We start from the raw sequence: 20471 nt of genomic DNA, 5'->3' as shown, positions 1-20471 counted from the left end.
TACAGGCTGCTTTTAGTCGCATACTGCGCGGCCAGAATTTAACGGTTTTACGGAAGTCCCCGCATGAAACGTACGCCTCATCTGCTTGCGATCCAGTCCCACGTGGTCTTTGGCCATGCCGGCAACAGCGCCGCCGTGTTTCCCATGCAGCGGGTCGGGGTGAATGTCTGGCCGCTCAACACCGTGCAGTTCTCCAACCATACCCAGTATGGCCAGTGGGCGGGAGAAGTGTTGGCGCCGCAGCAAATTCCTGCTCTGGTAGAGGGGATCGCGGCGATTGGCGAACTGGGCAACTGTGATGCCGTGCTGTCCGGCTACCTGGGCAGCGCCGCCCAAGGCCGCGCGATCCTGACCGGCGTGGCACGTATCAAGGCGATCAACCCCAAGGCGCTGTATCTGTGTGACCCGGTGATGGGCCATCCGGAAAAAGGCTGCATCGTGCCCCAGGAAGTCAGTGATTTTCTGCTGGACGAAGCGGTGGCCATGGCCGACTTCCTGTGCCCCAACCAATTGGAGCTGGACAGTTTTTCCGGGCGTAAACCGCAGTCGCTGTTCGATTGCCTGGGGATGGCGCGGGCCCTGCTGGCGCGAGGGCCCAAAGCGGTTTTGGTCAAGCACCTGGACTACCCGGGCAAGCTGGCGGACGGTTTCGAGATGCTGCTGGTGACTGCCGAAGGCAGCTGGCACCTGCGTCGGCCGCTGCTGGCATTCCCGCGCCAGCCGGTGGGGGTGGGCGACCTGACGTCGGGCCTGTTCCTGGCACGAGTGCTATTGGGCGACAGCCTGCTGGCGGCCTTTGAGTTCACCGCGGCGGCTGTGCACGAAGTCCTGCTGGAAACCCAGGCGTGCGCCAGTTACGAGTTGGAATTGGTGCGGGCCCAGGACCGCATCGCCCACCCGCGCGTACGCTTCGAAGCCACGCCGATCAGCCTCTGACACCACCCACCCAATGTGGGAGCGGGCTTGCTCGCGAAGACGGTGTATCAGTCAATACATGTGCTGACTGGTACACCGTCTTCGCGAGCAAGCCCGCTCCCACATTTTGATTGGGTTTACACGTCAGCCTTGATCTCCTGGTAGCGCTTCTCCAGCTCCTGGCGGATCTGCCGGCGCTGTTTGCCCTGGATAAACCGGCGCTTGTCTTCGCTGTTCTGTGGCTGCAACGCCGGCACGGCGGCCGGTTTGCGGTCGTCGTCGACCGCGACCATGGTGAAGAAGCAACTGTTGGTATGGCGTACCGAACGCTCGCGGATGTTTTCGGTGACCACCTTGATCCCCACTTCCATCGAAGTGTTGCCGGTGTAGTTGACCGACGCCAGGAACGTCACCAACTCGCCGACATGGATCGGCTCGCGAAAAATCACCTGGTCCACCGACAGCGTAACTACATAGCGGCCGGCATAACGGCTGGCGCAGGCGTAGGCCACTTCGTCGAGGTACTTGAGCAGGGTGCCGCCGTGGACATTGCCTGAGAAGTTGGCCATGTCAGGGGTCATCAATACCGTCATCGACAGCTGGGCGTTTCCGGGTTCCATAGCACACTCACGGTTGTAGGCATTGGTTGGGGGGCACCTCTGCGGATGCTGGAATCATTACAGCGCCATCCCTTACGGGACGCCGGGACGGGGTTTGCCGTCACGCCCAAGGCGATCTGTTTCCATATATTGCACCGGCTTTCTGCCGGAAGTCGCGGTGTTACCCTTGAAAAGCCCATTTCAAGGGCATTTCTTACGATTAAGGCAGACTTTTCCTTCCGCACATTTCGCGCCGTTGTAGCGGCCGCGTGGAAATCGGGACAGTGCCAGTACCCTCAAGGAGCCCCTCGCCATGCACGCCATCAGCTTTATCCAGGACTTGGCCGTGATCATGCTCGTGGCAGGGGTGGTGACTATCCTGTTCCATCGTCTCAAGCAGCCGGTCGTCCTGGGGTACATCGTCGCCGGCTTCATCATTGGCCCGCACACGCCGCCCTTCGGCCTGATCCACGATGAAGACACCATCAAGACCCTGGCCGAGCTGGGGGTGATCTTCCTGATGTTCTGCCTGGGCCTGGAGTTCAGCCTGCGCAAGCTGTTCAAAGTGGGGGCCACGGCGTTTATCGCGGCCTTCATGGAAATCATCCTGATGATCTGGATTGGCTACGAAATTGGCCAATGGTTCGACTGGAACACCATGGACTCGCTGTTCCTCGGCGCGATCCTGGCGATTTCCTCGACCACCATCATCGTCAAGGCGCTCAACGACCTGAAGATGAAAAACCAGCGCTTTGCCCAACTGATCTTTGGCGTGCTGATCGTCGAAGACATCCTCGGTATCGGCATCATCGCCTTGTTGTCGAGCATCGCCGTCAGCGGCACGGTCAGCTCCGGCGAGGTGTTTTCCACGGTGGGCAAGCTCTCGCTGTTCATGATCGTGGCCCTGGTGATCGGCATTCTGCTGGTGCCTCGGCTGCTGGCCTACGTGGCCAAATTCGAAAGCAACGAGATGCTGCTGATCACCGTTTTGGGCCTGTGTTTCGGTTTTTGCCTGCTGGTGGTCAAGCTCGAATACAGCATGGTGCTGGGCGCCTTCCTGATCGGCGCGATCATGGCCGAATCCCGGCAGCTGCTGAAAATCGAGCGTCTGATCGAGCCGGTTCGCGACATGTTCAGCGCGATTTTCTTCGTGGCGATCGGCTTGATGATCGACCCGCAGATCCTGCTGCAATACGCCTGGCCGATTGCGGTCATTACCGTAGCCGTGGTGCTGGGCAAGATGCTGTCCTGTGGCCTTGGCGCGTTTATCGCCGGCAATGACGGCCGGACTTCGTTGCGGGTCGGGATGGGCCTGTCACAAATTGGCGAATTTTCTTTCATCATTGCGGCGCTTGGGATGACCTTGCAGGTCACCAGCGACTTTCTTTACCCGGTGGCGGTGGCGGTTTCCGCGATTACCACGCTGCTGACGCCGTACCTGATCCGTGGCGCCGACCCGTTGTCATTGAAGATCGCAGCGGTGATGCCGCAGCGCCTGAGCCGGGTGTTTGGCATGTATGGCGAATGGCTGCGCAGTATTTCGCCCCAAGGCGAGGGCGCGATGCTGGCGTCGATGATCCGCAAGATCATCCTGCAGGTAGGGGTGAACCTGGCACTGGTGGTGGCGATTTTCTTTACCGGTAGTTTCTTCGCGGCACGAATTGGCGGGTATCTGGAAGGCTGGATCAGTGATCCGAGTTGGCAGAAGGCATTGATCTGGGGCGGTGCGTTGTTGCTGTCGCTGCCATTTTTGATCGCCGCGTATCGCAAGCTCAAGGCGCTGTCGATGTTGCTGGCGGAGATGAGCGTGAAGCCGGAAATGGCCGGGCGTCATACCCAGCGCGTGCGACGGGTGATTGCCGAACTGATCCCGATCCTCTCGCTGCTGGTGATCTTCCTGCTATTAGCGGCCCTGTCGGCCAGTATCCTGCCGACCAACAAGCTGCTGGTGTTGATTGCCGTGGTCACGGCTGCGGTGGCCGCAGTGCTCTGGCGCTGGTTCATCCGCATACATACGCGCATGCAAGTGGCCTTGCTGGAGACCCTGGATAACCACAAGGACACCCCGGAGCACTGAGCACCACCCTCTGGCGAACGACTCACCGTAGGAGCCGTACGCAGGGTTTGTGAGATCAGCTTTCCAGCCAGACGTCCCGCGCCCAGTGCCACACCGATTCCCAGGACTCTTCGGTGACCAGCTCTTCTTCGCCGGACCACAGCACTACCGTGCCGTCTTCCTCGACGCAGTAGTAATCGTCACCGTCCTGGCAGATCGGGATCAACTCGCGAGGCACGCCGATATCCCAGGCATTGGCCGCGACTTCCGGCAGATAGGTGTGGGACTGTGGGTCGGTGATGGTCACCGGCTCCAGGCTGCCGTACACCACATCGCTGACGGTCAGCAGGAATTCCTTGAACACAAACGGGATGTTGATAAACAGCTGTTCTTCGACTTCCACCAACTGGTCTTCGTCGGGCAGTTCCAGAGGAACCGGTACCGGTTCGTTGGCTTCACGCAATTGTTCGATAACTTCTTCCACGGCCGGGATCCTCATGCTAGATGGCGCGGTTTATAGGGGCGTTTTATACAGTAGCTCGCTATAAGTGCAACCGCGAAATAGAAAACCCGGTGAAGACGGTTAAAACTGCTTTTCCAGCTTTAGGCTGATGCTGTTTTTGTCGTAGGAATAAAGCCAGTCGACATTGCTTACGACCTTGTTGTATTTGACCGTCAGACTGGGCACCACATCCATCACCGCCAGGCGTGGGGCGCGCAGGATAAAGGTGTAGCCCTGTTCATCGTCGCTGCGTCGGTCATCGACAATGGCGCTGTAGGCATCGTATTGGCGTTTGCGGTATGACGCGAACAGCACAGCGCTGACTCCCACCTCGAAATCCTTGGCGACGCCCAGCCGCACGCCTTTTTGCAGGTAAGCCTGGGTGCGATCCCGGGCGTTGCGCTGGCTCAGGTCGACGCCGCCGAACAACGTCCAGCGCTGGGGCAGGGCCTGCCACAGAGTGGCGTAGACCGAGCTAATGCCGCCGTCGAGGTTGCTGTTGAGGTCGTGCTTGTAGGCCATGTCCTTGTATTCGCCTTCCAGCTTGAACATGCGCGTAGCCGATAACGTGTGAATCCATTCGCCCCGCAACCCCCAGGCGCTGTACATGGCGTTGTCGGCGATGGTGTTGAACTCATACGATGGCCCGAGGGAGTACTGGTTTTTCGCATCGTGATAGCTGTAGCCGGCGTTGTTGATAAGGGTGCTTTCGTTGTACTTGCTCTCCTTTTCATACGCCTGGCCGTACAACAGCGAGCGCATGAACACCCCGTGATGACCGCTGAGGGCGATGCGTTTGTTGAGCGTGGCCTCGTAATCCGCGCCGTGGGCAGACACAGCCTTGGGCAGCGAGCGTTGGACCAGAATGGTTTCTTCGGCAGTGACGTAGCGATACGTCACTGTGCTTTCGGGGGACTGATTGAGGTTTTTGCCCCAGGTTGGGCCAATGGCGAAGGAGCCTTGCCAGTCTTCGCGGTGATCCAGGGCCTGCTTGAAACTGTCGACGGTCTTGCCCAGGCCCATGGCCTGCGCGTCGGAGGGGCTGAGGCCACTGCTGATCTGTTGGAATACGGCGTTGGACTCGCCATCCTTGCGGTTCTCGAACAGCACCCGCGCCAGCTCCAGGCGGCCCGGCAGGAAGTCGGACTGTATCGCCAGCAATTGGCGGTAATAATCTTCGGCTTGCTCCAGGTCGCCATCGGCGCGGGCCAGGCCACCCTTGGCATAGGCGGTGAGCATCGGATCGTGGCCGGGCAGGGCGGTGTAGCGTTTGAGATAGTCCCTGGCCTGTGGCCAGTTCTGGCGTGAGAGGGACACGTACACCGCGCGGCCCAATTCATCCAGGTTGTTGCCGACGGTGTAGTCCTGGCCGTCGATGTTCAAGAGTGGCGCGGCGCCGTCGCTGGGCAATTCATCCTTGAGCAACTCGCGCTCTTGCTGATTGGCGCGGTACTCGATGGTCTGGTTCAGACGCAAGCTGGTGTCCTGGTCGGCAGCAAATAGCGCAGGGGCCATGAACAGCAGCAGGGAAAAGGGTAAAGCGTGGAGCGTGAGGGATCGCTTGCAGTAGGGCTGGGGCATTACCGGGCTCTCGGGATCGCTTCAAAACGCCAAAAGCAAGTGCCTGGGGGCAGGCACTTGCTTGGGTGGTGCTACAACAGGTTCAACCGGCGATTACTTGGCGACGCCACCGAAAGCGGTGTCGTAGTTGCGATCGGAGAACTTGGCGATACCGGCCAGCGACGCGGTGGAGCCTGCGCCGAAGAAGCTGCCTTGGGTGGTGCCGGTTGAGAGGCTTGCATTAGTGACTGCATCGCGCGCTGCAGCGTTGCCGGCAAAGCTGGCGTCGGCGGTGTTGATGTTGGCCGCCAACTGGACCTTCAGCGTGCTGTTGCTCAGCGAACCGACCAGAGTCGGGGCCGCTGTGCCGAAGGATGCGGTCAGGTCGCCAGACAGCACGTTAGCCCCGGAGTAGTTGTTGATGCCCTGTACCGCGTAGGTCACGCTGGCCGTTGGCAGTACGCGGCCAGCGGTATCGCCGGAGTAGTACACGACACGGCTTGGGTCATTGTTAGCACCAGTCTGGGACCACTCTCCGTAGTACACCTGTTGGTTGGCAACTTGTTTGAAATCGAAGTTGCCCAGTGTGGAGTGAGAGGGTGGCATCATCGCGGTAGTAATAGTGGAGACGCCATTGGCATCGGTGGCAGCCATGCCTTTCAAACCACTGAAAGCGACTTTCGTGCCGTTGTAAAAAGCCTTAACGCCAATGGCCGGCTGGCCCGCGGAACCTGGGTGATTGGTTGAGCCTGAACCACTGGAACCGTCAACGACGATCGTGCCATCGTAACTTTGACCAGAAGAAGTGGCTGCTTGAGCAACGCCAGCCAGACCCAGAAGTGCCATTGCCAATACTGTGTAGTTGAAAGATTTCATTTCATCATCCATTGAGTGATTTAAATTAAGTCAACACGTCAAGCGTTTGCCAATTTCTTCTTAGCCTCCCATGCAATACCTCCAGGATTAAAAAGTAGCGGTGAAACCGAGCTTCAAAGTTCGACCCGGCGCAGGCATGGCCGAACGCGTCAGTGGGTCGATGTAATAAAGGTTGCTCAAGTTGGTGCCGGTTAACTCGATGGATGCGTCATCGGTCAACTTGTAGTTCACGTAGGCGTCATAAGTGACGATCTTGTCCCATGACATAGGCGTATTCAGGTAATAACTGACCATGGCGCTGTTGGGGTAGTTGTCATAAAACTTGTTTTCATGTTGGCGGTAATAAATAGCCCGTCCGCCCACTTCCAGCTTTCGATCAAGGAATCGCGCACCCAGACCAAGGTTGGCAGTCCACTCCGGCATTGCCATGCTCACCAGGTATCCGCCTACAAATCCGTCATCCACGCAGTTGGGGGTACTGCCGTCGGTGCTGACGGAGACAGCCGAGTTTTCATCGCAGACTCTGTTTTTCAGGACATGACCAATGCTCATGTCGGTGAAAAACCGTCCATTATCGTAGCGCCCTTGGAACTCCACACCCGAAGTGACCTGCTTTTCCAAGTTGCTGAAGCGCAGTTGTGGGTCGCGTTCGATCACGTTTTTGGTGGTGTTGTAGTAATAGCTCAGCTTGATGTCGGCGGTTTCGCTGCCCCCCCAGCCGGCCAGGTTATGGATGTAGGCGGCTTCGTAGTTGTGCGCATGCTCTGGCTCAAGCCCCCAGGGATTGATCGATGAGGAAAAGCCAATGGTGCTTTCAAACATGCTTGGGTAACGGATGGCCTCGCTGTAGCGCAGGTAGACCCGGCCATTTTCCGAGGTAAAGAACGTTGCAGAAAGCGAAGGTGTCCAGCCACTGTCTTTCTGGTGTTTGGCTTTGATGTCTTTTTCGTAGATCTCACCGTTTCCGGAAGAGCTGCAGGAAATGATATTTTCACCTGCATTCAAGCCGTTGATACACGGGTTGTTAGCGCGCGAATAGCGGCCTTTACCATCACTCTCCCAGTTAACCCTATGTTGGATTTCTTGAATGGGTGATGTTTCTCGTTTAATCACTTCTATATCGGCCAAACGCTCTGCTTCAGTAGCGCCGAAAACATCCCAGAAATCCTTCATGTTTTCAATTTTCTGATCAATGGTTGTTTTTAATTCGGCATCCGTCATTGTTTTGCGCGTGGTGTAATCCACCCGACGCCCGGTTTCTTCAAACTGCGTTGTTATTCCGCTCTTATCCTGAGCACTTTTCAAATAATCATCAAATGCCCAATAAGACGAATATCGCATCCCCGCCTCAAACTTGGCGAAGCTCACGGGACGCCAGTCGAACTTGAAGTTGTACTCCTGCTCTTCACGGCGGCCGGCGCGAGGGTACATGCGCAACGTGTCACTGATGATGGGGTCGTAATAGTTGTCGTTCGAGCCCAACTTTTCATGCTGGTAACTACCACCCAGCGTCAGATCGAGGCTGTCGAGCAACTTGAACTTGTTGCTTGCGGTCAGGCCGATACGATCATGCTTGGAGTTGGCCAGGGCGGTATTACGGTACACCGGGTCGGCGAGGGTGGTTTGATTGGGAACGCCGCCGCTGCTGTAGGTATCGCTGCGGGTGTTGGTCATCCACAGGTTGGAATAGAAATCCACCCACGGGTTTCCCTCGGGCTTGAGGTTGTATTCCAGGTTGTAGGCTTTGCTTTGCACATGGCTCAACGGCCACTGCGGCACGCCGTTGGTGGCGGCGTCGTAAGTTGTGCCGGGTTTAAAGAACGAGATCCGTGATGGCAGGATCTCGCCATACAGCGCATCGGTGTCGCGGTAGCCGAACTCCAGGGACTGGTTTTCATCGATCTTGAATTTGGCCTTGCCCAGCCAGGACTCCATCTTGCTGGAGGTGTTGGGGACTTCATCGCCCGGTTTGTAGATGGTCGCGAGGTTGGGAATGTAATCAAACTGTCCGTTGACTTGCTTTCCACTGGAGTAGAAGTCGCTCTTGTTCTTGCCCGCGTAGTGGTTACCTTTTTCGCGAAAGGCGTAGGCGGCCAGTAGTTCGAATTTTTCCTGGCGGGTGGCCAGTGCCAGGCGGTAGGCGGAGTCATCGCTGGACAGCAGCTTGTTACTGCTGCTGGTGCGTGGGTGTTTGTACAAAGAGTGATCGTAATAGCCCCTGATAGGCGAGTATTCATAGCCGGGGCTGGGCATTTGTCCGGTCATCAGCGTCGGCAGTTTGGGCGACACCGAGTTGTTGCTGCCTTCTATTTTAAGTTCGCCACCATATTCTTGGTCCTGCTTGAGCACGTCGTCGACGTTCAGGGTGCTGGCCACCACCGCGCCGCCGATGCCGCTATAGACGTTGCGCTCCAGGTTCGGGCCCTTTAACACCTTGATGCTACCGATCAGGTTGGGGTCGATGTAGTTGCGGTTGTTGGCGCCCATATAGCCGCGATAAGCGGTGATTGCCTGCTCGGTGCCGTCGATGGTCAGCGGCACGCGCCCCGGGCCCTGGATGCCGCGGATGTTCGGGTCCAGCGCGCCGCTGTTACGCGAATCGCCGCTGTACACGTTAAGCATGCCCTTGAACATATCGGCGGGGGCCGCGCCTTTGTAGCGCTCGATCTGCTCCTTGCCGGCGTAGACCGTGGAGATGTCCTGGTCGTAGACGTCGTTGTAGCCCTTTTCGTCGCGCGACTGTTTGCCTTCCATGCCCAGCACATAGGTGGGGTGCAGGTCGCCAGGCAGGATGCCGGCCGAGTTCGGCCCGGGTTGTACCTGGATGATCGGGCGGTCGGACGGGCCGCCGAGGCTGTAGGTGACACCTTGATTGGCCAGCAATGTTTGCAACGCTGCGTCCAGGGACAGGCGACCCTTGACCGGGTTGCCGTAGCTGTTGGTGAAGTCGTTGCTGCCCAGGTAAAGCTCGACACCGGCCTGGCGCGCCAGCAGCACCAAGGCCTGATCCAGGGCCAGGGTAGGCACGTCGAAATTATGTACAGCAGTGGCCGGGGCATGCGCTGCACTGGCGGCTGGGGCTGCCCGCACCGGGCTGATGGTCGCGGCATCGGCGACCAGCGCAATGGCGGCCAACCGAATTCCCAGGCTCAACCGGGTGCGTTTTGTTGCCTTGCACTTTTTGTTGTTCTCTTGCGTCTGCAAAACCGGCCTCACTAAAGTAAATAAGATTTATTCACATGTAGTAGAAACGGCCCAGCTGCAAAAACGCGATAGATCGTTATGATCTATGTATAGAGTTTTTTATCTTGATTTTTAAGGTTGATCAGTAGATCAGTGTCAATCCAGGCAACTCGACAATCCGCCCATGGGCTTGCGCCACCAGGTGCTTGAGCGCTTCGTTCAGGTTATCCAGGCGCATCACCGCACTGATTTTGACGTTGCGCAGCGCCTCACCTTTGACCAGCACCAGTCCAGGTCGATAGCGATTGATGCGGGCAGTGGCGTCGGCCAGGGACTCACGCTGGAACACCAGCCGTCCTTCCTGCCAACTGGCCAATTCCTCGGGGCTGGTGCTCAGCGGTACAAGGCCCGATTTCGGGCTGAAACGCAGGCTGTTGCCCTGCTCAAGCAATGCCGAGCCGGCGGCCTCATCGCGGCCGTGATCGGTCAGGTTGACCTCGACCCGGTGCTGCAATACGCCCACCCAGCCTTCGCGATCCTTGCCAATGCCCACTAGATAACGGGTGCCGCGTGCCGTGATATCGGCTCCGGGTGCCTGGACGGTGAAGGGGCGACGCTCCTGTTCATTCATCGGCGCAGGTGTGAACACGGCTTCGCCCTGGCTCAAGCGTACGCGCCGGGTCTGGTTGTCGTAGGCCAGGTTGAGAATGCTGTGGCTGCCCAACTGCACCTGGCTGCCATCGGCCAGGGTGATCTGGCGTACTTCGCCAAAGCCGGTGTGATAGTCGCTGTTCAGGGCTTGCACCCAGAAAGGTGGCGCCAACAGCATCCAACAGCCGATTGTCAGTGCGGCCAAGGCGCTGCCGCCGACAACCGGCATGCGCAGCCAGGCGGACCGCGGCGGGCGCTGGGGTTTTACATAACCGGGACGTTGCTTGAGCTGTGCGGTGGCCTGCCACGCACGATTGGCGCGCTCGGCGGCGGCGGCGTGCAATGGATCGGCAGCCAGCCAGTGCTCAAAGGCCTCGAGTTCACGTGCCGAAAGCTGTCCTTGGCGATGGCGCATCACCCAGTCGGCAGCTTTGCGCTCTACCGGGTCGATAGTCTGTGGGGAGGCGTTCACGGTTGGGTCTATTTACCTTTTGGCTCTTTGTCGTACACAAGGCTCAGCCCTCTTGGCCAGGTTCCAGCGCCCGACCAATCCTGGCCAGGGCCATTGCCATGTGTTTTTGTACAGAGCTTGTGGATATCCGTAAATAGCGCGCGGTCTCTTTGTGCGTCATGCCCTCGACACGGCAGAGCATAAATACGTCGCGGGTACGGGCAGGCATGCGCTCAAGCAGGCTTTCCAGGTGTTCCAGTTCGAGTGCGCCGAGTGCCTGTTCTTCAGGGCAACTGGTCTCATCGACCAACGTGGCGAAAAAGGCCGTGGGGTCGTTGTCATAGCGCTTTTCACCAAAGCGGCGGTGATGGTCGATCATCAGGTTGTGCGCCACCCGAAACAGATAGGACGGTGCGCACAGCACGCGTTCCAGGCTCTCCAGCTGGGCGATGCGCAAAAATGTGTCCTGCACCAGGTCGGAGGCCAGGCTGGGGGAGCACTTCTTGCGCAACAGGTAACGATGCAACGCAGGGGCGTGTTGAGTGAACAGTTTTTCCAGCACGGCGGCACTTTCCTATGCTCGGGCAGAACCGGGGAGGGCGAGTATAATGAGAGTCATTCTCATTAATCCAGTAAAACTCCGCACTGAGTTTTCCACAGTCAAAAAAACACCCCGACGGTGCAGGCTCTTGGGAGCGCTGCACCCGACCGGGGTGTTTGTTACAGCAGGCTATGCGCCTTTGCGGATCAGCCGTTCTGGCGGATACCGGCTACCAGCCAAGGCTGGTTTTCGCCTTGCGGACGTTCCATGTTCCAGCTTTCGCTGAACACTTCGCCCTGGTCGAAGCGCGAAGTCTTCGACACACCGCTGAAGGTCAGGGTGGCGATGGTCTTGTCGGCGCGGTCATCCACACCTTCCAGTTGCACACGCAGGTCGTCGATGTAGGTCGACTGGAATGCGTCGCCCAGTTCGGCACGTTCGCGCTTGAGGAACTCCAGCAATTGCGGGGTCACGAACTCGGCGATCTTGTCCATTTCGTTGGCGTCCCAGTGTTGCTGCAGGGACTGGAAGTGGTTGCGGGCCGCTTCGACGAAACGCTCTTCGTTGAACCAGGCTGGCGCGTTGATCACCGGACGAGCGGCAGCAGCAGGTGCCGCCGAGCCGCCGAAGATCGAACCCATGGCAGGCTTTTGCTCGAACACTTCACGCTGCATCGGCGCGCCGGCTGGAGCCAGGTGCTCCTGCTGCTTGCGGCGACGGGCGGCGATAAAGCGGAAGATCACAAAGGCGATGACCGCCATGATCAGGATGTCGAAGATCTGCATGCCCTGGAAGCCGCCGCCCATGAACATGGAAGCGAGCAGGCCACCGGCAGCGATACCGGCCAGAGGGCCCAACCAGCGCGAAGCACCGCCGGCCTTGGCAGCAGCGCCTGCGGCACCTGCGGTGGCAGCCGCTCCGCCCATGCCGCCAGCGGCGGGGGCCATTTGGCTGGTCTGATGGCTCGGCGCTGCGCCGGAGCTTTTGCCGCCACCAAAGCGTTTGGCGTTGGCGTCGAGGCTCATCGTCAGGCCGATGCACAACGCCATGGCGATGCTAAGAAAACGTTTCATAAAGGGAATTCCCATTTGTGGATTGCACGCGCGCCATGTTGCACAGGTGTACTGACAGTGGCTAGCGACATAATGTTTCGGGCTTTTGCGTAAGGCCTAATCCGAATGCTCCGTAGGAGGTATTCGTACACGGTGTAGGAGCGAGCTTGCTCGCGAAAAACCCTAAGACACCACGTTCATTCAGGATGCCCGCGTTATCGTTGACGATCTTCGCGAGCAAGCTCGTTTAGACCGCTTCAAGCTTGGCGTAGCCCATCATCAGCCACTTGCTGCCTTCAGCGAAGTTCACCTGCACGCGGGCCTGGGCCCCGGCGCCTTCGAAGTTGAGGATCACCCCTTCGCCAAAGATCGCATGCCTGACCTGCTGGCCAAGGCTGAACGGGGTTTCGGGAATTTCCGAACCGGCAAACATACTGCTGGAATTCTGTTGCTGGCCCCCGCCGAACGGCCGGCTGACGCTGTTGGACAAGCGTACTTCCTGAATCAGCCCCTTCGGCACTTCCCGTACGAAACGCGACACCTTGTTGTAGGTCTCGCTGCCATACAGGCGACGCGTCTCGGCGTAGGTCATCACCAGGTTCTGCATCGCCCGGGTAATGCCAACGTAGGCCAGGCGGCGTTCTTCCTCAAGGCGACCGGGCTCTTCCAGGCTCATCTTGTGCGGGAACAGCCCTTCTTCCATGCCCACCAGGAACACATAGGGAAACTCCAGGCCCTTGGCACTGTGCAGTGTCATCAACTGCACGCTGTCTTCGTGTTCGTCGGCCTGGGTATCGCCGGCTTCCAGCGATGCATGGCCGAGGAACGCCGCCAATGGCGACAGGTCGGCATCTTCCTCGCTGTTCTCGAAGGCGCGGGCGGCGCTGACCAGTTCCTCAAGGTTTTCTACCCGAGCCTGGCCTTTCTCGCCTTTTTCCGCTTCGTGATAAGCGATCAGGCCCGACTGCTCGATCACCGTCTGGGTCATCAGGTGCAGCGGCATTTCCAGGCACTTGGCGGCAAGGTTGTCGATCAACTCGACAAACCCGCCCAACGCCCCGGCAGCGCGACCTGTCAGGCCTTTATTGACGATCAGCAGGCGCATGGCCTCCCACATCGACACATCGCTGTGCCGTGCGTGTTCGCGGATCGCCTCGACGGTTTTCTCGCCAATGCCCCGGGCCGGTACGTTGATCACCCGCTCCAGCGCCGCATCGTTGCCGCGACCTTCCAGCAGGCGCAGGTAGGCCATGGCGTTCTTGATTTCCGCACGTTCGAAGAAGCGCTGGCCGCCATAGATGCGGTACGGGATGCGCTCGCGCAGCAAGGCCTCCTCGAGTACCCGCGACTGGGCGTTGGAGCGGTACAGAATGGCGATATCGCTACGGGCCAGCCCGGTTTTCAGGGCGCTTTCAATGGTTTCCACCACGTAGCGCGCTTCGTCGTGTTCGTTGAAGGCCGCGTAGAGGTTGATCGCCTCGCCTTCGCCGCCGTCGGTCCACAGCTCCTTGCCCAGGCGCCCGGTGTTATTGGCAATCAAGGCGTTGGCGGCCTTGAGGATCCCGGCGGTGGAGCGGTAGTTCTGCTCCAGGCGAATGGTCTCGGCATCCGGGAAGTCGTCGGAATACTGGTAGATGTTCTCGATTTTCGCGCCGCGCCAGCCGTAGATCGACTGATCGTCGTCGCCCACCACCATCAGGCTGTCGCCGCCCTTGGCCAGCAGGCGCAACCAGGCGTACTGCACGGCGTTGGTGTCCTGGAACTCATCCACCAGAATGTGCCGGAAGCGCTTCTGGTAATGGGCCAGCAAACCGGGGGTATCGCGCCACAGGTCGAGGGCCCGCAGCAGCAGCTCGGAGAAGTCGATGACCCCGGCACGCTGGCAGGCCACTTCATAGGCTTCATAGATGCTGCGCATGGTGGCCAGGAACAGGTCGCCACTGGCCTGTATATGTTGCGGGCGCAGGCCTTCGTCTTTCTGGCCGTTGATAAACCATTGGGCCTGGCGCACCGGCCAGCGTTGCTCATCCAGGCCCAGCTCGCGGATCACCCGCTTGACCAGGCGTTGCTGGTCATCGCTGTCGAGAATCTGGAAGGTCTGGGCCAGGCCCGCTTCCTGCCAGTGGGCCCGCAACAAGCGGTGCGCCAGGCCGTGGAAGGTGCCGACCCACATCCCGGCCGGGCTGATGCCCATCAACTGCTCGATGCGGTGGCGCATCTCGGCAGCGGCCTTGTTGGTGAAGGTCACCGACAGGATGGAATGCGGGGACGCGTTCTCGACCTGGATCAACCAGGCGATACGGTGCACCAGCACTCGGGTTTTACCGGAGCCAGCACCGGCCAGGACCAACTGACGGCCAACGGGGGCTGCTACGGCCTGGCGTTGGGCATCGTTGAGGGAGTTCAGCAAAAGGGAGAGATCATCGCGCATCGGCGCATTCTAGGGTGCCGGGGGAAGGGGGGCAAATCCCATTGCCGGATGGTCGGCACAAAAAAACAGCGGCGATCTACAATCGGCAAATAATCGATCCACAGGGATGACCGGTAAGTCATCGCCTGCAGCCCGCGCCCTGTCTTGTTCAGCCCCTCTGGGCCAAAGGTTTGCGCGGGTTTATTCGCGGATTTTTATGATCCAGAGCAGTTTGGTCTGCACGCCTGCTTGTGTATGCTCCGTCGACGTTTCGGGCTCACCATTATAAGAACACTGCCTATGACCCTCAGCACTGACCTGCCTGGACCTTCTCTCGCGCCGGCGCAGGTTGTCCGCAAGCACTACGCCATGGAGATGGCGGTCGAGCGCACGCGTCTGTTGTACCAAGGTTCGTTGCTGCCCACCTTATTGATGCTGGTTAACGGCCTGGTCTGCGCCTGGTTGCTCTGGAGCCCGCAGCGCTATGTGCAAGTCGGCAGTTGGCTGGTGTGGTTGCTGGCCCTGGTGGCGTTGCGCGTGATCCAGGTGGCGGCCTTCGATAGCGCCCTGCCCAGCCGGCAGGCGCAGCCGATCTGGCGACGGATGTTCATGCTGGGCTCGGCAGCCAGTGGCCTGACCCTGGCAAGCGCGGCCATTGCCCTTGTACCACTGGACAGCTTCGTGCAGCAGGCCTGGGTGTTTGGCCTGATTGGCGCGGCCACTTTATCGGCCAGCGTGGCCTACGCAGTGAGCCTGCCGGCGTTTTTGTCGTTTGCCTTGCCCTGCCTGGTCCCCACCATCCTCTATTTATTCTGCAGCGGCGAACCGCAATTGCAGGGTTGGAGTTACCTGGGCCTGATCCTGCTGGCGTCCTTGAGCCTGGTGGCATGGCAGGTCAATCGCCTGATCCAGCGCGGCTTGCTGCGGCGCTTCCAGAACCAGGCCCTGATCGAGCACCTGCAGCAGGCCCGCCAACGCAGCGAGCAGTTGAATCAGGACCTGGTGCGCGAGGTCGAGCAGCGGCGCCAGGTCGAGCAGGAGTTGCGCGAGGCCCAAATCGGCCTGCAACACCGTGTCGAACAGCGCGGCCAGCAACTGGACGCCGCCAGCCTCGCCCTGAGCAAGAGCGAGGCGCGCCTGGCCATGGCATTGCAGGCCAGTGAACTGGGATTGTGGGACTGGAACCTGCAAACCGATGAAGTCCATCACACCCAGCTCAAGGAACTGTTCGGCCTGGAGCCTGAATACGTCACGGCGATGCTGCGCGACCTCAAGCCTCGCCTGCACCCGGACGACCTGCCACTGCTCAAGCGCGCATTGGTGGAGCACCTGAAAGGTCGCAGCGAGGACTATCAGGTGGAGTACCGCGTGCGCCACGGCGACGGGCGCTGGGTGTGGATCGAAGATCGCGGGCGGGCCGTGGAGCGTACCGCCAGCGGACGCGTGACACGCATGCTCGGTACCCGGCGCGACATCAGCGCCGGCAAGGCGGTGGAGGAGCAGTTGCGGCTGGCGTCCACGGTGTTCGAGGCGGCCAGCGAAGGCATTGTGATCCTGGACCCGGAATATGTGCTGATTGCGGTCAACCAAGCCTTCAGCCGCGTCACCGGCTTTGATATCGACGACATGCTCGGGCGCAACGTCGTGGAATTGCCGTGCAGCCGCGATGCGCGCCGACACTTCCCGGTGATTCGCCAGGCCCTGTTGAGCCACGGCAGTTGGCAGGGTGAACTGGTAGAGGCACGCAAGAACGGCGAGCTGTACCCGCAATGGCTACAACTGAGCGTAGTGCGTGATGTTCGGGGAAATGTGAGCCATATCGTGGGCTTCTTCGCTGATTTGTCGGCGCGCCGCGAGTCCGAGGAGCGCATGCGCTACCTCACCCATTACGACGAACTGACGGGGCTGGCCAACCGCTCGCTGTTCCGCGAGCGCCTGCGCGAAGCCCATCAACGGGTACGCCAGGGCGGTCGTAGCCTGGCGTTGCTGCATATCAACCTGGACCGCTTCAAGCTGCTCAATGACAGCCTGGGCCATGAAATCGCCGACCAATTGCTGCAGAAAATGGCCCGGCGCCTGATCAACGCCTTACCGGAAGCCGACACCATCGCGCGGTTGTCCGGCGACGAGTTCGCGGTGTTGTTCGACGCTTATGGCAGCTTGTCGAGCCTGGCGCGCGTGGCTACCCGGCTGCTGGCCAAGCTGCGGGTGCCGGTGGCGGTGGAGGGCCACGAATTGGTGGTCAGCGCCTCAATCGGTGTCAGCCTGTTACCGGATAATGCCCGGGAAATTTCCGCGTTGGTCAGCCAATCGAACATGGCCATGCAGCACGCCAAGCATTTGGGCGGCAACAACTTCCAGTTCTATACCGACAGCCTGCAGGCCAGCACCCTGGAGCGTCTGCAGTTGGAAAACCAACTGCGCAAGGCTATCGATGAGCGCCAATTGAAGGTGTTCTACCAACCCAAGCTGTGCCTGGCCACCGGCAAGATGAACGCCGCCGAGGCGCTGGTGCGTTGGGACCACCCGCAATGGGGCAGCGTGCCGCCCGGTGATTTCATCGGGTTGGCAGAAGAAACCGGGTTGATTGTGCCATTGGGCGAGTTCGTGCTGCGCCAGGCCTGCTGGCAGGCGTGTGAATGGCAGCGCCAAGGCCTGGCGCCGATTCGCGTATCGGTCAACCTGTCGGTGCACCAGTTGCGCCAGGGCAAATTAGTCAGCCTGGTGCGCCAGGTGCTGGACGAAACCGGGCTGGCCCCCCAGTACCTGGAGCTGGAACTCACCGAAAGCCAACTGCTCGACAGCGTCGAGCACATCATCGCCACCTTCCAGCAATTGCGCGACCTGGGGGTGAAACTGGCCATTGACGACTTTGGCACCGGCTATTCGTCCCTCAGTTACCTCAAGCGCATCCCGGTGGATTACGTGAAGATCGACCAGACCTTTATTCGGGGTCTGGGCCAGGGGCGCGAAGACTTGGCGATTACCCGGGCGATCATCGCCATGGCCCACGGCCTGGCACTCAAGGTGGTCGCCGAGGGCGTGGAGGACCAGCAGCAGTTGGATTTCCTGCGCGCCGAAAATTGCGATGAAGTGCAGGGCTATTTGATCAGTCGGCCGATCGAGGCCGAAGGGTTGGCGGATTTGTTACGAAAAAATGCAGATTTTCCTGACTGCCAGTGAGGCGCCATCGGCTGCTACATGGCATATGCCCGCTGATTCAGGGGGCAGTAGGGCGATTTAGTGATGCATCGAACGGGCAAATCAACAATTCTTGTAGTATAACTACAAGCTTGCTACATCCCTGGCGTCTGCCAATAACAAGAGTCCTGCCCTTTGAACCTGTTGCAACATATCGCCCAGTCGCGCCACCTGTTACGCAAATCGGAACTCAAGGTTGCCGATCACGTGCTGCTTGACCCTGCGGCCGTGATGCACAGTTCCATGGCTGACCTGGCCCACAGCGTAGGCATCAGCGAGCCGACCATCGTGCGCTTCTGCCGCGCCATCGGTTGCTCGGGGTTCCAGGACTTGAAGCTGAAACTGGCCCAGAGCCTGGCGGCCGGTGCCAGCTTCGGCCAGTTCGCAATTCACGAAGACGACTCCGTCGCCGACTACAGCCTGAAAATTTTCGACACCACCCTGCACACCCTGATGGAAGTGCGGGAGAAGCTCGACCCGATCGAGCTGCAAAAAGCCGTGACCGCCATGTCCCAGGCCCAGCGTGTGGAGTTCTACGGCTTTGGTGCGTCCGGCGCGGTGGCGGCGGATGCCCAGCACAAATTCTTCCGTTTGCTACTGACGGCGGCGGCCTACAGCGACCCGCATATGCAGGCAATGTCGGCGGTGACGTTGAAGCCCACCGACGTGGCGATCTGTATTTCCCAGTCGGGTCGTTCCAAGGATTTGCTGATCACCGCCAACCTGGTGCGTGAAAGCGGCGCATCGCTGATCACCCTGTGCCCGAGCCAGACGCCCTTGGCGGAACTGTCCACGGTCAACCTGGCGATCGATGTACACGAAGACACCGAAATCTACACCCCGCTGACCTCGCGTATCGCCCACCTGGTGGTGATCGACGTGCTGGCGATGGGCGTGGCAATGGCGCGTGGCCCGAGCCTGGTCAACCACCTCAAGAGCGTCAAGCGCAGCTTGCGCAGCCTGCGGTTGTCACCCAAGTCCGTCAAAGCCCTCGACGACTGACTCGACCCCTGGCAAACAGGCTTGCTGTGACAAGCGGGCTTGTTGTGGCGAGCGGGCTTGCCCCGCGCTGGGCGGCGAAGCCGCCCCAAAACCAGGCAACGAGGAATGTCTGACACACCTCATTGTTCTTGAATGGGGCTGCTACGCAGCCCAGCGCGGGCGATGCGGCGTTCCGACAAGCCCGCTCGCCACAGCAAGCCCGTTCACCACAACAAACCTCTTCATCACAACCACCCCGCTCACCACAGGTCAGTATTCATCGTCCTGTAACCCCCGCGCCGCCAAACCGTCATCCCCCGCGCCCATCCTGAACTCCCCGTACTCGCATTGGGAGACTCGAAATGGCCCGGCACTACGAAGACAGCACCAGCACCGTCAAGACCCGTCGTCAGCAGGAAGACCAGCGCCGCATGGCGTTCCGGCGTGCAATTGAAGATCACTGCGAGCAGCGTCAACTGCTGCAGAGCATCAGTGACTACCCGGAGTTGCACTGGCAGGCACCCGCGGCTGCCCAGCGAAGCGTTCAGCCAGCGCGCTGATCTGCACCCGCTCGCTGCGGATAAAGCCCAGGAACGCATGGGCCACCGGTGACAGGCGTTTGGCCTTGGCCTGCACCAGGCACCAACTGCGGTACAGCGGCAGCTCTTCCACCGGCAGCTCCTTGAGCCCGCCGGTGGCCAGTTCCAGGTTCAGGGCGTGGCGTGTCAAAAGCGCCACGCCCAACCCCGCCACCACGCACTCGCGCTGTGCCTCGGCCGAGGCCACTTCCACCGTCTGGGTGAAGTGCACGCGCTTTTCCTTGAAGTATTCCTCGCAGGCCAAACGCGTCCCGGAGCCGGGTTCGCGCAGCAACAGGGTGTAAGGCTCCAGGTCTTGCAGGCGCAGCGGCCCTTGCAGGCTCAGCGGATGGTCCGGTGGGGCCACCGCCACAATCGGGTTATTGAGAAACGGCAGGAACTCCAGGCCCATGTCCTGAGGCACCATGGACATGATCACCAGGTCATCACGGTTGTCCGACAGCCGGCGGATCACCTGGGCGCGGTTGACCACTGTCAGGTGCAACTGCACCTCCGGGTGCTGGCGCTTGAAGGCGGCGAACAAGTGCGGCACGAAGTATTTGGCGCTGGACTCCACCGCCAGCTTCAATTGCCCCTGCAGCGAGCCCTGCATGTCCGAGAGCTGCATATCGAGGTTTTCCAGGCGCCCGAAAATGTCCCGGCTGGCCCGTTGCAGGGCTTCGGCCGCTTCGGTCATGTAGAGCTTTTTGCCCACGTAGTCGAACAGCGGCTGGCCGACCAGCTCTTCGAGCTGGCGAATTTGCAGGCTGACCGCCGGTTGAGTGAGGGACATTTCTTCAGCCGCGCGGCTGTAGGAGCGCAAATCGCAGACCTCATTAAAGATCTGCAATTGACGTAATGTCATACGCATCAATGACTTACGCATAATTCAAAAGGGCTCGCCGGGGTCTGTGC

15 protein-coding genes are annotated in these 20471 nt (G+C 59.9%); 5 read left to right on the top strand and 10 right to left on the bottom strand.

What is annotated here, in order from left to right; genetic code table 11:
- Nucleotides 1-63: 63 nt before the first annotated feature.
- Nucleotides 64-936 (top strand): pyridoxal kinase PdxY, encoded by an 873-nt coding sequence (gene pdxY / locus C5F71_RS12625; RefSeq protein ID WP_032856675.1) that lies wholly within the window; start codon nt 64-66, stop codon nt 934-936.
- Nucleotides 937-1052: 116 nt separating this feature from the next.
- Here the strand turns inward: pdxY and C5F71_RS12615 are convergent, their stop codons facing one another.
- The gene (locus tag C5F71_RS12615) at nt 1053-1535 is read right to left on the bottom strand and encodes an acyl-CoA thioesterase (RefSeq protein WP_029290061.1); all 483 of its coding nucleotides are present in this window, start codon (nt 1533-1535) and stop codon (nt 1053-1055) included.
- Nucleotides 1536-1827: 292 nt separating this feature from the next.
- Between C5F71_RS12615 and C5F71_RS12610 the strand changes: the two genes are divergently transcribed.
- Nucleotides 1828-3591: a cation:proton antiporter gene (locus C5F71_RS12610; RefSeq protein WP_029290060.1), complete on the top strand. Its 1764-nt coding sequence runs from the start codon at nt 1828-1830 to the stop codon at nt 3589-3591.
- A gap of 55 nt (nt 3592-3646) precedes the next feature.
- Here C5F71_RS12610 and C5F71_RS12605 read toward each other — a convergent pair whose 3' ends face one another.
- The 8 genes from C5F71_RS12605 to uvrD form a co-directional block, all read right to left on the bottom strand.
- The gene (locus C5F71_RS12605; protein WP_029290059.1) at nt 3647-4054 is read right to left on the bottom strand and encodes an SMI1/KNR4 family protein; all 408 of its coding nucleotides are present in this window, start codon (nt 4052-4054) and stop codon (nt 3647-3649) included.
- Between the two features lie 99 nt (nt 4055-4153).
- Nucleotides 4154-5653, bottom strand: coding sequence for a surface lipoprotein assembly modifier (locus C5F71_RS12600; protein ID WP_104911233.1), 1500 nt, complete (start codon nt 5651-5653; stop codon nt 4154-4156).
- 93 nt (nt 5654-5746) lie between these two features.
- A complete protein-coding gene (locus tag C5F71_RS12595) occupies nt 5747-6508 on the bottom strand; it encodes a Slam-dependent surface lipoprotein (protein ID WP_166647881.1) in 762 nt (253 codons plus the stop codon).
- 87 nt (nt 6509-6595) lie between these two features.
- On the bottom strand, nt 6596-9661 hold the full coding sequence (locus C5F71_RS12590; RefSeq protein WP_256588135.1) for a TonB-dependent receptor domain-containing protein: 3066 nt from the start codon (nt 9659-9661) through the stop codon (nt 6596-6598).
- Nucleotides 9662-9833: 172 nt separating this feature from the next.
- Nucleotides 9834-10814, bottom strand: a complete 981-nt coding sequence (locus C5F71_RS12585; RefSeq protein ID WP_256588134.1) for a FecR domain-containing protein — start codon at nt 10812-10814, stop codon at nt 9834-9836.
- A gap of 43 nt (nt 10815-10857) precedes the next feature.
- Nucleotides 10858-11355 (bottom strand): RNA polymerase sigma factor, encoded by a 498-nt coding sequence (locus C5F71_RS12580; protein WP_029290050.1) that lies wholly within the window; start codon nt 11353-11355, stop codon nt 10858-10860.
- Nucleotides 11356-11540: 185 nt separating this feature from the next.
- Nucleotides 11541-12407, bottom strand: coding sequence for a Tim44 domain-containing protein (locus C5F71_RS12575; RefSeq protein ID WP_104911231.1), 867 nt, complete (start codon nt 12405-12407; stop codon nt 11541-11543).
- A gap of 226 nt (nt 12408-12633) precedes the next feature.
- Nucleotides 12634-14817, bottom strand: coding sequence for a DNA helicase II (gene uvrD / locus C5F71_RS12570; protein ID WP_104911230.1), 2184 nt, complete (start codon nt 14815-14817; stop codon nt 12634-12636).
- A gap of 279 nt (nt 14818-15096) precedes the next feature.
- On the opposite strand from uvrD, the gene C5F71_RS12565 reads away from it, so the two are divergent.
- The 3 genes from C5F71_RS12565 to C5F71_RS29320 all read left to right on the top strand — a co-directional run bounded on the left by C5F71_RS12565 (nt 15097) and on the right by C5F71_RS29320 (nt 19538).
- A complete protein-coding gene (locus C5F71_RS12565; protein WP_070996656.1) occupies nt 15097-17979 on the top strand; it encodes an EAL domain-containing protein in 2883 nt (960 codons plus the stop codon).
- 153 nt (nt 17980-18132) lie between these two features.
- Nucleotides 18133-18999, top strand: coding sequence for a transcriptional regulator HexR (hexR, locus tag C5F71_RS12560; protein ID WP_029290040.1), 867 nt, complete (start codon nt 18133-18135; stop codon nt 18997-18999).
- Between the two features lie 341 nt (nt 19000-19340).
- Nucleotides 19341-19538, top strand: a complete 198-nt coding sequence (locus tag C5F71_RS29320) for a PA3496 family putative envelope integrity protein (RefSeq protein WP_104911229.1) — start codon at nt 19341-19343, stop codon at nt 19536-19538.
- Here C5F71_RS29320 and C5F71_RS12550 read toward each other — a convergent pair.
- Nucleotides 19468-20442 (bottom strand): LysR family transcriptional regulator, encoded by a 975-nt coding sequence (locus tag C5F71_RS12550; protein WP_029290038.1) that lies wholly within the window; start codon nt 20440-20442, stop codon nt 19468-19470. The two genes, C5F71_RS29320 and C5F71_RS12550, sit on opposite strands and share 71 nt — an antisense overlap.
- Between the last annotated feature and the right edge of the window lie 29 nt (nt 20443-20471).

The organism is Pseudomonas sp. LG1D9 (genome assembly GCF_002949995.1).
Lineage (GTDB): Bacteria > Pseudomonadota > Gammaproteobacteria > Pseudomonadales > Pseudomonadaceae > Aquipseudomonas > Aquipseudomonas proteolytica.
This window is presented reverse-complemented; position numbering and strand designations above follow the sequence as displayed.

Excerpts from the sequence above, each read along its gene's own strand:
- pdxY (WP_032856675.1), top strand. The coding sequence starts at position 64 with ATGAAACGTACGCCTCATCTGCTTGCGATCCAGTCCCACGTGGTCTTT.
- C5F71_RS12615 (WP_029290061.1), bottom strand. The coding sequence starts at position 1,535 with ATGGAACCCGGAAACGCCCAGCTGTCGATGACGGTATTGATGACCCCT.
- C5F71_RS12610 (WP_029290060.1), top strand. The coding sequence starts at position 1,828 with ATGCACGCCATCAGCTTTATCCAGGACTTGGCCGTGATCATGCTCGTG.
- C5F71_RS12600 (WP_104911233.1), bottom strand. The coding sequence starts at position 5,653 with ATGCCCCAGCCCTACTGCAAGCGATCCCTCACGCTCCACGCTTTACCC.
- C5F71_RS12595 (WP_166647881.1), bottom strand. The coding sequence starts at position 6,508 with ATGAAATCTTTCAACTACACAGTATTGGCAATGGCACTTCTGGGTCTG.
- C5F71_RS12575 (WP_104911231.1), bottom strand. The coding sequence starts at position 12,407 with ATGAAACGTTTTCTTAGCATCGCCATGGCGTTGTGCATCGGCCTGACG.
- uvrD (WP_104911230.1), bottom strand. The coding sequence starts at position 14,817 with ATGCGCGATGATCTCTCCCTTTTGCTGAACTCCCTCAACGATGCCCAA.
- C5F71_RS12565 (WP_070996656.1), top strand. The coding sequence starts at position 15,097 with ATGACCCTCAGCACTGACCTGCCTGGACCTTCTCTCGCGCCGGCGCAG.
- C5F71_RS29320 (WP_104911229.1), top strand. The coding sequence starts at position 19,341 with ATGGCCCGGCACTACGAAGACAGCACCAGCACCGTCAAGACCCGTCGT.
- C5F71_RS12550 (WP_029290038.1), bottom strand. The coding sequence starts at position 20,442 with ATGCGTAAGTCATTGATGCGTATGACATTACGTCAATTGCAGATCTTT.